The sequence below is a fragment of the Methylocaldum marinum genome (assembly GCF_003584645.1).
GTDB classification, from domain to species: domain Bacteria; phylum Pseudomonadota; class Gammaproteobacteria; order Methylococcales; family Methylococcaceae; genus Methylocaldum; species Methylocaldum marinum.
In genome coordinates, this window is the sequence record NZ_AP017928.1 from 4,786,582 (window position 1) to 4,799,097 (window position 12,516).

Annotated in this window: 11 protein-coding genes; 10 read left to right on the forward strand and 1 reads right to left on the reverse strand. The window is 61.3% G+C overall.

The window, feature by feature from the left end; translation table 11 throughout:
* The first annotated feature begins 33 nt into the window (after positions 1–33).
* From nuoI to sS8_RS21445, 6 genes are all read left to right on the forward strand, one after another.
* Positions 34–561, forward strand: a complete 528-nt coding sequence (gene nuoI, locus sS8_RS21420; RefSeq protein ID WP_119631544.1) for an NADH-quinone oxidoreductase subunit NuoI — start codon at positions 34–36, stop codon at positions 559–561.
* A 9-nt stretch (positions 562–570) separates the two neighbouring features.
* Positions 571–1,071, forward strand: coding sequence for an NADH-quinone oxidoreductase subunit J (gene nuoJ, locus sS8_RS21425; RefSeq protein WP_232020383.1), 501 nt, complete (start codon positions 571–573; stop codon positions 1,069–1,071).
* Positions 1,068–1,379 carry an NADH-quinone oxidoreductase subunit NuoK gene (gene nuoK / locus sS8_RS21430; protein ID WP_119631545.1) on the forward strand — a complete coding sequence of 104 codons (312 nt, stop codon included), beginning with the start codon at positions 1,068–1,070 and terminating at the stop codon, positions 1,377–1,379. The genes nuoJ and nuoK overlap by 4 nt, the downstream gene beginning before the upstream one ends.
* A gap of 288 nt (positions 1,380–1,667) precedes the next feature.
* On the forward strand, positions 1,668–3,500 hold the full coding sequence (gene nuoL, locus sS8_RS21435; RefSeq protein ID WP_119631546.1) for an NADH-quinone oxidoreductase subunit L: 1,833 nt from the start codon (positions 1,668–1,670) through the stop codon (positions 3,498–3,500).
* On the forward strand, positions 3,500–5,026 hold the full coding sequence (gene nuoM, locus sS8_RS21440; RefSeq protein WP_232020672.1) for an NADH-quinone oxidoreductase subunit M: 1,527 nt from the start codon (positions 3,500–3,502) through the stop codon (positions 5,024–5,026). Before nuoL ends, nuoM begins: the two co-directional genes overlap by 1 nt.
* Positions 5,023–6,471: an NADH-quinone oxidoreductase subunit N gene (locus tag sS8_RS21445; protein ID WP_232020384.1), complete on the forward strand. Its 1,449-nt coding sequence runs from the start codon at positions 5,023–5,025 to the stop codon at positions 6,469–6,471. Before nuoM ends, sS8_RS21445 begins: the two co-directional genes overlap by 4 nt.
* A 45-nt stretch (positions 6,472–6,516) precedes the next feature.
* Here sS8_RS21445 and sS8_RS21450 read toward each other — a convergent pair whose 3' ends face one another.
* Positions 6,517–8,712, reverse strand: coding sequence for a TonB-dependent receptor plug domain-containing protein (locus sS8_RS21450; RefSeq protein ID WP_119631548.1), 2,196 nt, complete (start codon positions 8,710–8,712; stop codon positions 6,517–6,519).
* Between the two features lie 623 nt (positions 8,713–9,335).
* Between sS8_RS21450 and sS8_RS21455 the strand changes: the two genes are divergently transcribed.
* From sS8_RS21455 to sS8_RS21470, 4 genes are all read left to right on the forward strand, one after another.
* The gene (locus tag sS8_RS21455; protein ID WP_119631549.1) at positions 9,336–10,031 is read left to right on the forward strand and encodes a hypothetical protein; all 696 of its coding nucleotides are present in this window, start codon (positions 9,336–9,338) and stop codon (positions 10,029–10,031) included.
* Between the two features lie 186 nt (positions 10,032–10,217).
* On the forward strand, positions 10,218–10,862 hold the full coding sequence (locus sS8_RS21460) for an MBL fold metallo-hydrolase (RefSeq protein WP_119631550.1): 645 nt from the start codon (positions 10,218–10,220) through the stop codon (positions 10,860–10,862).
* Positions 10,846–11,547 (forward strand): ABC transporter ATP-binding protein, encoded by a 702-nt coding sequence (locus sS8_RS21465; protein WP_119631551.1) that lies wholly within the window; start codon positions 10,846–10,848, stop codon positions 11,545–11,547. The genes sS8_RS21460 and sS8_RS21465 overlap by 17 nt, the downstream gene beginning before the upstream one ends.
* The gene (locus tag sS8_RS21470; protein ID WP_119631552.1) at positions 11,534–12,325 is read left to right on the forward strand and encodes an ABC transporter permease; all 792 of its coding nucleotides are present in this window, start codon (positions 11,534–11,536) and stop codon (positions 12,323–12,325) included. The genes sS8_RS21465 and sS8_RS21470 overlap by 14 nt, the downstream gene beginning before the upstream one ends.
* Positions 12,326–12,516: the final 191 nt, after the last annotated feature.

A 12,516-nucleotide genomic window follows, 5' to 3' on the forward strand; every position in this document is an offset into this window, starting at 1 on the left:
GCCCGCATCGCCGATAAGCCCGGGTCAGCCGTTATGCTGAAAGATTTTTACTCCCAGTTCCGGACCCTATGGACCGTGTTCCGGCACACCTTCACCAAGGCCGACACGGTGCAATACCCGGAGCAGAAGCCCGCCTTGTCCCCGCGTTATCGCGGAAGAATCGTGCTGACCCGCGATCCCGACGGGGAAGAACGTTGCGTGGCCTGCAACCTTTGTGCGGTGGCGTGCCCGGTGGACTGCATCGCCCTGCAGAAAACCCAGGACGAACACGGCCGCTGGTATCCGGAGTTTTTCCGCATCAATTTTTCACGCTGCATCTACTGCGGTTTTTGCGAGGAGGCCTGCCCGACCTACGCCATTCAACTGACGCCGGACACGGAAATGGGCGAATACGACCGCCGCAACATGGTTTACGAAAAGGAGCATCTGTTGATCGACGGAACCGGAAAGTATCACGATTACAATTTCTACCGGGTTGCCGGAAAGAGCGTGGGCGGCAAGGACAAGGGCGAGGCCGAGAACGAGGCGCCGCCGGTGGATGTCAGGAGTCTCTTGCCTTAGGAGAACGAGATGTTGCTGTATGTCCTGTTCTATTCCGCGGCCCTGGTGAGCGTCGTGTCGACGGCGCTGGTAATCGCCTCGCTCAACGCGGTGCACGCCCTGTTGTACGTGATTCTGTCCCTGCTCGCCTCGGGCGTCGTGTTCTACCTCATGGGGGCTTACTATGCGGCGATGCTTCAGATCATCGTTCATGTCGGGGCGATCATGATGCTGTTCCTGTTCGTGATCATGTTGCTGAATCTCGGGAGACGTACGCTGGAGCAGGAGAGAAAATGGCTGCCGGCCGCCGCCTGGCGCTGGCCTTCCGCGATGGCGGCGGTGCTGCTCACCGAGCTCATTTTCGTTCTGATGCAGCAAGAGCCGGCCGTACTCGGCCACATCGTCGCTTCCAAGGAAGTAGGCATCCGGCTGCTCGGGCCTTACGTGCTGGCGGTCGAACTGGCGTCCATGCTGCTTCTGGCCGGATTGGTCGGAGCGTATCACTTGACCCGGCAAGAGGTGGAAAAATGACCGAAACCATTCCCGAGGGGCACGGGCTGTTGCTGGCGGGCGTGCTGTTCGCCCTGGGGCTGACCGGCGTGCTGGTGCGGCGCAACCTTCTGTTCATGCTGATCTCGCTGGAAATCATGTTGAACGCGGCGGGACTGGCGTTCATCGTGGCCGGTTCGCGCTGGAATCAGGCCGATGGGCAGATCATGTACCTGTTGGTCCTGGCGATGGCGGCGGCCGAGGTGTGCGTGGCCATGGGGCTGGTGACCCAGATGCATCACCGCTTCCACACTTTGGACGTGGACGCGGTGAGCCGGATGAAGGGCTGAGGCCCGAAGGTCCCGTACGAAGGGCAAAGCCGCCAGGTCGTGCCCATCGTCGCCGGTTCGACCGGCACGCTGCGCACTGCTCGCCCCTTCCCCGGGGTTCGTCCCGCGGGCCAGCCGGTTTCGATGGGCATGCTGCGCTTTGCCCATCCTACTAAAACTTGGAGGCCGGCTCGGTATCGGCGTTTCCGGGTTTGAACGCCGTATCGATTGTTCGCGATGAGGGGATATTCCCTCCGAGAGACTCATGGACGCCGGACAACCCTCGAAAAACGACAAAGGAGAAGACGGGTGCTGAATTATTTGGGACTTGTTCCGCTTTTCCCATTGATCGGTTTTCTGCTTCTGGCGGCGAGCCAGGGGAAGATGCCCAGGCGCTGGGTGCCCTGGGTCGGCGCCGGCTCGGTCGGCTTGTCGGCGATGCTTGCGGCGCTGATCGGCAGCGAGTTCCTGAGCGGTTCGCTGGAGCCCTATCGCCAAGTACTGTGGACCTGGATGCGGGTGAACGGTTTCGTGCCGAGCATTTCTCTTTATCTCGATGCCTTGTCCTTGAACATGATGTTCGTGGTCACCGGGATCGGATTTCTCATACACGTCTACTCGATAGGCTTCATGGCGGACGACGCCGGCTACGCGCGCTTTTTCGCCTATATGAATCTGTTCGTGTTCGCCATGCTGATCCTGGTTCTGGCGGACAACCTGGTGCTGTTGTACTTGGGCTGGGAAGGCGTGGGGCTGTGCAGTTATCTCCTGATCGGTTTCTGGTATGACAATCCCGAGAACGGCGCGGCAGCCCGCAAGGCCTTCGTGATGACCCGGGTGGGCGATACCGCGCTGGCGATCGGCCTGTTCCTGCTGTTCACCCGGTTCGGTACCCTGGACATTCAGATGCTCATGCAGCGAGCCGGCGCAGCCTGGCCGGTCGGTTCCGGGATGGCCGCGTTCGCCGCACTACTCTTGCTGGGCGGCGCGGTAGGGAAGTCGGCCCAGTTGCCGCTGCAAACCTGGCTGCCCGACGCCATGGCCGGCCCCACGCCGATCAGCGCCCTGATCCATGCCGCGACCATGGTGACCGCCGGGGTTTATCTGATCGCCCGCACCCATATGCTGTTCGAGCTCGCACCCGCGGTGCTGCAACTGGTTGCCGCGATCGGCGCCGCCACCTTGCTGATCGCCGGTTTCACCGCGCTGACCCAGCGCGATATCAAGCGGATCCTGGCCTATTCCACCATCAGCCAGATCGGCTACATGTTTCTGGCGCTCGGGGTGGCCGCGTTTTCCTCGGCCATTTTTCACCTGACCACACACGCCTACTTCAAGGCGCTGCTGTTTCTCGCCGCCGGGGCGGTCATCCACGGTAACCACCACGAGCATGATATTTTCCGCATGGGCGGGCTCAGAAAGCGCCTGCCGATCGCGTTCTGGAGCTTCATCATCGGCAGTGCCGCCCTGACCGCTCTGCCATTCACTTCGGGTTATTTCAGCAAACACGAGATCCTGGTTTCCGCGCTTCGGGCGGAAAACGGCATATGGCTCTGGGCTGCCGGAACGCTCGGGGCGCTCCTGACCGGCATCTATAGTTTTCGGCTGGTTTTCATCGCCTTTTTCGGCCCCGAAAATCCGCTGGCGTCAGAACATCTCGGGTTCGCCATGAGCATTTCACTCATACTGCTGGGCGCACTGGCCTTGTTCGGCGGGCTGGTATCCATGCCTCTGGAATCGGTGTTTCCCGCGCATGAGCCCGGCGAACCGGAGTCGCTTATGCGGATTCTCACCGAGCTGGCGCCGCTGGTCGGGGTGGGTATCGCGGTTCTGCTCTATCTGGTCCGAATCTACCCGGTCCAAGACCTGATAAACACCCGCTGGGGCGATCTGTTGCACCGCTTCTGGTTCAGCGGCTGGGGATTCGACTGGGCTTACGGAAAGTTTCTGGTTACGCCGTTCCGCTGGCTGGCCACGGTCAATCGCAACGACATCGCGGACGATGTCTTCCACGGAATTGCGGTCGCCAGCCGCTATGCGCACCGTGCGTTCGCAGCCACCCAGACCGGGCAATTGCGCTGGTATGTCGCCGCTTTCGCGGGAGGAACCGTGTTGGCCGTCGCATTGGGGATCTTGTCGTGATGCTGGCTGGGCTGATTCTGGTGTTGGTGGCGGGCGGCCTGCTGGCCTGGCCGGCGGAGCGCTATGCCGCGAATGCGCCGCGCTGGATCGCCCTCTCCGCACTGTTATTGGACGCCGCCTTGCTCGTCCCTTATTTCGCGGGCGGTTTTCCGGAAGCCGGCGTCTGGCTGGACGAGGTCCGCTGGCGCTGGATACCGCGTTTCGGCATCGGCTTTCATCTCGGAGTCGACGGCGTCAGCCTGTTGCTGATCGCCCTGACGGTTTTTCTCGGCTTCGTGGCGGTGGCGGTTTCCTGGACCGAGATCAGGGAGCGGTCCGGGTTTTTTCATTTCAATCTGTTGTGGACACTGGCCGGCGTGCTGGGGGTGTTCCTCGCCCTGGACCTGTTCCTGTTCTTCGTGTTCTGGGAAATCATGATCGTACCCATGTATTTCCTGATCGCGCTGTGGGGACACGAGAACCGCGCCTACGCGGCGATCAAGTTCTTTCTGTTCACCCAGGTCTCGGGGCTCCTGATGCTGCTGGCCCTGGTGGTGATGGTGGTCATCCACTACCGCGACAGCGGGGTTTATACCTTCGACTATTTCGAACTCCTGGAGACGCATTTCGATGTCAATACCGCCTTGTGGCTGATGCTCGGATTCTTCATCGCCTTCACCGTGAAGTTGCCGGGCGTGCCGTTTCATACCTGGCTGCCGGATGCTCATACCCAGGCGCCGACCGGAGGCAGCGTCATTCTCGCCGGGGTGATGCTGAAGACCGGCGCCTATGGGCTGTTGCGCTTCGTGATCCCGTTTTTTCCCGAAGTGGTCGCGGATTTTTCCCCGGTGGCGATGGGGCTGGGCGTGGCAGGCATTCTTTACGGCGGCATGCTGGCCTTCGCGCAGTCGGACATGAAGCGGCTGGTCGCCTACAGTAGCGTCAGCCACATGGGATTCGTGCTGGTCGGGCTCTATGCCTGGAATGGGCTGGCGCTCCAGGGGGTGGTGATCACCCTGCTGGCGCACGGCATCTCGTCCGCCGCCCTGTTCGCCGTGGCCGGCGCCCTGCAGGAGCGTATCCATACCCGCGACATGAACGCCATGGGCGGTCTGTGGACGAACCTGCCGCGCATGGCGGCCGTCGCTTTGTTCTTTTCCGTGGCCGCGCTCGGCATGCCCGGGCTGGGCAATTTTGTCGGCGAGTTCCTGGTGTTGCTGGGCGCTTACCGGGTGGATGCCCCCATGACGGTCGCCGCCGCCCTGGGATTGATCATCGCGCCGGTTTATTCGCTGATTCTGATGCAACGGGCTTTCCACGGAAAATCTTTGGCGATTGGTCCGATCCGCGATTTCGGCATCCGCGAGCTGGCCGTGATGGGCTTGTTGATGGCGGCGACGGTCTGGATCGGGCTTTATCCGCAGTCCATGCTGGATGTCTCCGAGGCGTGGCTGAAGAATAGCCTGAAGGGCTGGGGTGACAGTGTCGCGCAGCAGGCCTATTCGCAACCCTGGAACGAAGGCCGGGTATCGGGGAGGGCGCTATGATCGCTGCGGAGGACCTGCTCGCGCTGCTGCCCCTGATCTCGCTGTCCGTCGCGGTGGTGGTCGTGATGCTGGCCATTGCCGTCCGCCGCAATCACGGTCTCGCCTTCGCTCTGACCGTCGCCGGCATTCTGATTTCGCTGGCCACGGTCCCGCTGGTTTCGGATCGGGTTCCCAGGCTGGTTACGCCGCTCGTGGTAATGGACCGGTATGCACTGGTCTTCATCGTCATGGCTTATGCCGCGGGGCTGGTTGCGGCAGTGCTGTCCCGGGAGTATTTCCGGATTCGCGAGAGCCGGCCGGAAGAGCTTTATCTGCTGATCTTGACGGCGCTGCTGGGGGCTGGCGTTCTGGCCGCCGCCCATCATTTCGCGTCGTTTTTTCTCGGGCTCGAGATTCTCAGCGTATCCCTGTTTGCGCTCATCGCCTATCCATTGCGGGAAAACCGGGCGCTGGAGGCGGGTATCAAATATCTGGTCATGTCCGGCGTCGCCTCGGCCTTCCTGCTGTTCGGCATGGCCTTGATCTACGCCGAGACCGGCACCATGGAATTCGCGGCCCTCGGCGCGCGGACCGGAACCTTTCCGTCCGCCATCGGAACCATCATGCTCATGGTTGCGGTGGGTTTCAAATTGTCGCTGGTACCGTTTCACCTGTGGACCGCCGATGTCTATCAGGGGGCGCCTGCGCCCGTCACCGCCCTGCTCGCGACGGTTTCCAAGGGCTCGGTTTTTATCTTGCTGATGCGTTACGGACTGGAAGCCGGAATGCTCCGTAACCCGGTGCTGAATGTTCTTTTGGTGCTTGTCGCCGTCGTTTCCATGCTGGTGGGCAATCTGCTCGCCTTGCGGCAGAACAACGTCAAACGCATTCTCGCCTATTCCTCGATAGGCCACATGGGCTATCTGCTGGTGGCGCTGATCGCGGCCAACGTGGTGGGCGGAAACCTGGCGGCGGAAGCGCTGCTGGTCTATCTCGCCGCTTATTTCGCGATGACCCTGGCGGCATTCGGCGTGGTGGCGGCCATCAGCCCGGCCGATCGAGAAGCGGAAGATCTCGAGGATTACACCGGCCTGTTCTGGACGCGTCCCTGGCTTGCAACCGTGTTCAGCGTGGCGCTTCTGTCCCTGGCCGGAATACCGCTGACCGCCGGTTTCATCGGCAAGTTCTATCTGTTTACCACGGGCAGTCAGGGTTCGCTCTGGCTGCTCATGGGCGCGCTCATCGTCGGCAGCGGGCTCGGGCTCTACTATTACCTCCGCATCGTTTTTCAAATGGCCCAGGCACCGGAGTTGACGCAAGCAAGACCGGAAACCGGGCCGGTCGGAATGCACCTGCTGTTGGCGGTATTGCTGCTCCTGATCTTCGGGCTGGGTGTTTACCCGGCTCCCTTCATCGATCTGCTGCATCCGGAGATCAAAGTTTCGGAGCCGGGGAGAGAGCGGTAGGGCGGCAATCCTTTGCCGGCCGATTCGGCGTCGCACGCCGGCCCGTCAGAACGTGAAGGTCACTCCGACGTATGCCGAGCGTCCCATCCCGGGCAGGGCCGTGCCGTAGGCCATTGGGCGCGAACCGAGGTAGGCGCCGCCCAGCGGCAAGTCGTAATTCTTGTCGAGCAGGTTGTCGAGTCCGGCGTCGACGCGGACATGTTTCCATTCATAGCCGGTGCGCAGGTTGACCAAAGCGTAGCCGCCCGTCTTGAGTTCGTTCCTGACGTCCGTCACGTCGGTTTTCGGCGCCACCAATTGGAGTTCGACGGCGTTGCTCCAGCCGCCCCACTGGTGGTCGACGGTCAGTTTGCCGTTGACCGGCATCATGTGATACAGGTTGTCACCGGTATCCAGATTTTCGCCGCGGACATAGCCTAGGATGGCCCTGCCGGTGAACTGTCCGAAGCGAGTGTCGCCCAGGAGCGCCTTGCCGGAAACATCCACGCCGTAGAGTTGAGCGTCGTGGTTGGCGAACTTGAGGAACACGAAGCCGTCGGTCGCGCGCAGATTGGCCGCGGTGCAGGCCGTGCCGGGCGTCACCGGACAGCGGTCCACGTCGATGTAATCCTCGACATAGGTGTAATAGGGCGTGATCTTGACCTCCCATTTCTGTTGCCGGGCATCATGCCAGCCGAACGTGGCGCTGATGGTATGCGCCACTTCCGGTTCCAGATCGGGGTCGCCGACGTAGCCGTTGCCGTCTCCGAACCAGCCGTTCATGTACATGGCCATGCTGCCCAAACCCCAGGCATAGCGTTCGTAGAGGTTGGGGGAGCGATTCTTGCGCGCGTAGCCCGCTTCGAAATGGCTGGTGTCGTTGGGCGTGTAGCGCACCAGGGCGGTCAGGTCGAAGTTGTCGTCGGTACGGTCGCGGCTTCTGCCGTTGAAGATGCCGGCCGCCAGCCGGTCGGCGCGGTGCATCATCGACGTCGAGGAGTAGGGCTGTACGGTGTCGGCGTTCATGCTCACGTGATCGTGGCGCAGTCCGAGCAGCGAACTCCACTCCTCGGTCCAGCGGGCCTCCCACTCGGCGAAAGTGCCTATGCGGTCGCGCTCGCCGTTGCGCACGTTCCAGAAAATTTCGGGGCCCATCATCATGCTGCCGGCGACCGGCGGCCACCAGTCGTCCAGCTCGTTGCGATGGTATTCGTTACCGATTCGCAGCGTATCCCGATCCGTCAGCGGTATCTCCGCCTTGATCAGATAGCCTAGGTTCTTGCCTACCGTCTTCATCGGCATGTCGCCGGGCCGTTTGTCCGGGAGGAAGTTCATCTCGTGCCGAGTGTGCTCGTAATAGAACCGGGTTTCGAGATTGCCCCAGCCGAATTTTCCCTTGTAGCGGACATTGCCGAAGGTGCTGTCGTTGTCGACCATGTCCATGCGGGCGTTGGGAAAGCCCTGGCGCGGAATGTTCTGCTGGCCGGCGTTGACGACGAGCTGGTGATCGTCGTTGCCGAGCGCCAGGGTCATGGAGTGGTTCTGAGCCTCGTACTGGCTGGATTTGACCTTGAAGCCGCCGCCCGCCTTGTAGTTGTCGCTCTCGGTGTGAGAAGCGGTGTATGACAGGGCGACGTGTTCGCCGGCCGCGTTGAGCGTCACGCTGCCGCCGAAAGCTTCGCCGTTGGTGCGGTAGAAGGACGAAATACTACCCCCGAAAATCGTGCCTTCCTCGGCCGTCGCGAATCGGGGCGTGATCGCGTCGAGAATGATCGTGCCGCCGAGGCTGTCCCCGCCGACACTCACCGGCGTGATGCCTGCCACGACCGTCGCCTGTTCCACGTTGCGCATATCGATATAGGACAGGGGCGGATTCATATGATTGGCGCAGGCGGACGTGATCGACATTCCGTTGATCTGTACCTTGACCCGGTCGTCATTGAGGCCGTGAATCACCGGCAGGCTGGACAATCCGCCCGAACCGTAACGGCTGACGCCCGGAACGTCGTCGAAAAGCGCGGAGGTGTCGCTGATGCGGGACTGCTTCTTGGCTATCGCCTTACCGGTCATTTCGGTAGTGTTCAGCGACTTGAACTGCGGCCACGATTCGGTCACGACGATTTCGTCGAGTTGTACTGCGTCATCGCTTTGGCCTTGTTCCTGCCTGTCATCGGCGGCGAACGCCGCGATGGCGCAGGAGAACGAAAGGGCCCCGGTCAGGACTTTGGCCCATCGTTCATCGAATACAATCTTTTGTTCCATACATGACCTCGCCTGAGTACACAAGAGAAGGGACGGCGGGCGCCGGCTTCGAGCGTTATCGCAAGGACTACACCAAATTAGACTATGACAGTATTATCATATGCTTAAGGGAATTTTTCCTGGCGACAAAAGAGGTATGTGCGTCAAATACCACACTGCTCTGTGGGGTATAGCGTATATTTCGACTCGAAAAGAATAACGATGACACCGCTTGCCTATGCGGCGGTTTCGCGGCAGAAGCTGAGTGCGACCGTGTGCAGACAGCCTCGGATCGGGCAAATTCCACAGTCGAAGGCGCCGGCTTGATCGTCGTTTTCGTTCTGAAACAGTCTTTTGCTTGACTCTTTATATCGCCGGGGAGTCCAATCGCTTCGGTCGCGAAGCGCGCCTGTTTCCGGTATGCGTCATTCGCCTCGGTGCATTATGTTTTTTCCCGCAAGATCCGGGCGTTTTCGTCCGGTTCGCGGTAACCCGTCCGGCCTGCCTGTCAAGCGGAGTGCTACACGCCAAGCCTGTGGATGCGTTGGCATGTTTCGTGAAAGGCCTGGCTAATTGGTGCCGGTCCAAGAATCGAGAAATGGTGAATGATTGCCTCGAATCAACCGCTACGGTGTTTTTGGAGAATGCGCCGCCAGATGACGCGGGCGGAGCGTGCGGCCGTGCTCGTGATCGTGCTGGCCGCCATAGGCGTGGTGATGTCTTTCGTGCGCGGCGACGACTTCGCGGCCGAATGCGCCGCCACGGATGCGAGTCTCGAGGCCATACGCGCGGCGATTCTAGGCGGACAGGCCGGCCTCGGCTACCGGGCCGACGTCGGTGAAATCCCGCGCTCGATTCACGATCTGTTCGAGCCGACGTCATTGCCGTCGCCGCTGTGGACTTTCGATCCCGCGACCGGCCGCGGTTGGCGCGGCCCGTATCTGACGGACGGCGTGGGCCTGGACGTCCGCAAGGCCCATTGCAGCTTTTCCGACGAAAGCTGCAACAGCCGTCGCTTTATCAACCATCTCGCGAACGGCGAGACGGGAGTTCTCGACGGCTTCAAGCGCCATGCGCCCGAATGCACGAATTCAGATGCCGAGCGCTATTGCACGAATCCGATCATGCTCCAGATACCCTGCAGCGATGCGAATCGCAACGGCGTCTGCGGCGACGTCGGCGACATATGGCTGCCGGGCAATGCACGCCTCGTTTCCGCGGGCCCCAACGGGGAACTGGAAACCGCCCTGGCGGATTACAACGCCCGCAGCCGCGGCGATGACCGCGTGTTGTACCTGCTGATGAACGACCCGGGCGGCGGCAACCGGCCATGTCAATGATCCCGGCTGCCGCGCAAGCGCTGCCGGTGCCGTTTCCGGGGCACCGTTTCGAGCGGGCGGAGGCTCTGTCCCGCAAAGATCTTCCATTATAAGAACAACGGATTGTCCGGACATTTTCGGCGATCGGTTTCGGTAGAATAAGTTTCTTCCACCTTCTTTCCCAGAATCCAACTCCCGGACTCCGACATGAAAGTTACGGTCATCCCAGTCACGCCCTTTCAGCAAAATTGCTCACTACTCTGGTGCGAGGAAACCATGGAGGGGGTCGTGGTCGATCCCGGCGGCGATCTCGATCAGATCCTGGCGGCGGCCGAAGACGCCGGCGTAAAGCTCGTCAAGATTCTGCTCACCCACCCCCACGTGGACCACGCCGGGGGAACCGCGGACCTGGCCGCGCGGCTCGGGATTCCGATCGAAGGCCCACAGAAGGAGGACCAGTTCTGGCTCGATTTATTGCCCGAGCAGTGCGAGATGTTCGGTTTTCCGTCGGTGGCGTCCTTTACCCCGGATCGCTGGCTGGAGGACGGCGACACGGTACAGTTCGGGCATCAGACGCTCGAGGTTCTGCACTGCCCCGGACACACGCCCGGCCACGTGGTTTTCTTCCATCGCGGCGCGCGTCTCGCGGTCGTCGGCGACGTGCTGTTCAAAGGCACCATCGGCCGCACCGACTTTCCCCGCGGCGATTTCGCCACGCTGGTGAAATCCATCCGGGAGCGGCTTTTTCCCCTGGGCGACGATGTGGTTTTCATTCCGGGCCATGGCGCCTCGTCCACCTTCGGCCTGGAGCGCCGCAGCAATCCGTTCGTGCGCAATGGCGCCGGCAGGTAGGCGGGCGCCGGAACCGGAGCGGAGCACGCCGCTTATCCGATTCGATCGGGTCTTCGTGTCGGTTCACGGCAAACCGATTCTGAGCGATTTCAGCTTCTCCCTGTGTGCCGGCGAAAAGGCGGTCCTGCGCGGCAAATCGGGGTCCGGCAAGAGCACGGTGCTCAAGACCCTGCTGGGTCTTTATCCGCTGGCCGCGGGCAGGATTCTGTTCGAGGGCGGGCCGCTCGATCCATCGAGCGTGCAGACCGTCCGGCGGCTGGCCGCCTACATCGGCCAGGAACCGGTCCTGGGCGCCGAGACGGTGCGCGACGCCTTGATGCTGCCCTTTCAATTCAAAACCCACCGGGACAACAAACCTTCCGAGTCTAGACTGATCGATGCATTGGGTCGGCTCCACCTGGCCCCGGATATCCTGGAACGGGAGTGCCGGCACGTGTCCGGGGGCGAAAAGCAGCGTATCGCCATCGCGCGTGCCTTGTTACTGGGCAAAAGCCTTTATCTTCTGGACGAGGTGACCAGCGCCCTGGATGCCGAAAGCAAGAGGGCGGTGCTGGACGTATTCGCCGATCCCGGATTCAGCGTGCTCTCCGTGGCTCACGATCCGGATTGGGATGCCGCCTGCGATATCGTTTTGGAACTCGAGGACGGGCGCCTGGCCCGAATTCGCCGCGATGGAAGTACTTGATATCACCGCGCCGCGGATGGCGGTGCTTTACGGCGTCGTGCTGCTGCCCTGGCTGCTGCTGGGGATGATCGGCCTCGGATTGAGCCGAGCGATCGTGTCCGGGGTCATCCGGATGAGCCTTCAACTGGCCCTGGTGGGCATTTATCTGAAGACCTTGTTCACCCTCAACAATCCCTGGCTGAACGGACTTTGGATTCTGGTGATGCTGGTAGTGGCCGGCTGGACCATCCTGATGCGCGCCGGCTTGAGGCGGCGTTACTTTTTCGCCGCCACTTTCGCCGCGGTGACCGCCGGAGTTCTGTTTTCCACGGCGTATCTGCTGCTCCTGGTGATACGGCCGTCCCTCTATTACGACGCCCGTTATCTGGTTCCCCTGGCCGGCATGATTCTCGGTAATTGTCTGCAGAGCAATGTCATCGGGCTGGAACGCTTTTATGCCGCGATCAGGAAAAACGAAAACGAGTACCTGACCTATCTGCTGCTGGGCGCCACGCGCCGGGAGGCGATACGGCCCTATTTCCGCGAGGCCGTCAAGGCGGCGGTCAATCCGACCCTGGCCGGCATGGCGACCCTCGGACTGGTGTCGCTGCCGGGCATGATGACCGGCCAGATCCTGGGCGGTAGCGAACCCTGGCTGGCGGTGAAATACCAGATTGCCATCATGTTATGCATTTTTGCCGGTACGGTCCTGACCAGCATTCTCAACCTGGCGCTCAGCGTAAAGATTGCATTCAACGAATTCGACGTGCTCAAGGACGACATCGTCGACCGGGGATAATGCGTTTTCCGTCCCTTGCGGTATCCCCGAAAGCGGCATCGAGGATAAAAGATGTTGCCGACCGGTAAGATCGGGGGAGGCTTGATTCGATCCCGCGAAGTGCGGTAAAAACGCTCGGCATATCTGGATTATGCTGCTCGGAAACCCTGGGAATGGACACTGTTCGGGGGCGTATCGACGTTTCGAGCATG

Excerpts from the sequence above, each read along its gene's own strand:
- nuoK (WP_119631545.1), top strand. The coding sequence starts at position 1,068 with ATGACCGAAACCATTCCCGAGGGGCACGGGCTGTTGCTGGCGGGCGTG.
- sS8_RS21465 (WP_119631551.1), top strand. The coding sequence starts at position 10,846 with ATGGCGCCGGCAGGTAGGCGGGCGCCGGAACCGGAGCGGAGCACGCCG.
- nuoM (WP_232020672.1), top strand. The coding sequence starts at position 3,500 with ATGCTGGCTGGGCTGATTCTGGTGTTGGTGGCGGGCGGCCTGCTGGCC.
- sS8_RS21445 (WP_232020384.1), top strand. The coding sequence starts at position 5,023 with ATGATCGCTGCGGAGGACCTGCTCGCGCTGCTGCCCCTGATCTCGCTG.
- sS8_RS21460 (WP_119631550.1), top strand. The coding sequence starts at position 10,218 with ATGAAAGTTACGGTCATCCCAGTCACGCCCTTTCAGCAAAATTGCTCA.
- sS8_RS21470 (WP_119631552.1), top strand. The coding sequence starts at position 11,534 with ATGGAAGTACTTGATATCACCGCGCCGCGGATGGCGGTGCTTTACGGC.
- nuoJ (WP_232020383.1), top strand. The coding sequence starts at position 571 with ATGTTGCTGTATGTCCTGTTCTATTCCGCGGCCCTGGTGAGCGTCGTG.
- sS8_RS21450 (WP_119631548.1), bottom strand. The coding sequence starts at position 8,712 with ATGGAACAAAAGATTGTATTCGATGAACGATGGGCCAAAGTCCTGACC.
- nuoI (WP_119631544.1), top strand. The coding sequence starts at position 34 with ATGCTGAAAGATTTTTACTCCCAGTTCCGGACCCTATGGACCGTGTTC.
- sS8_RS21455 (WP_119631549.1), top strand. The coding sequence starts at position 9,336 with ATGCGCCGCCAGATGACGCGGGCGGAGCGTGCGGCCGTGCTCGTGATC.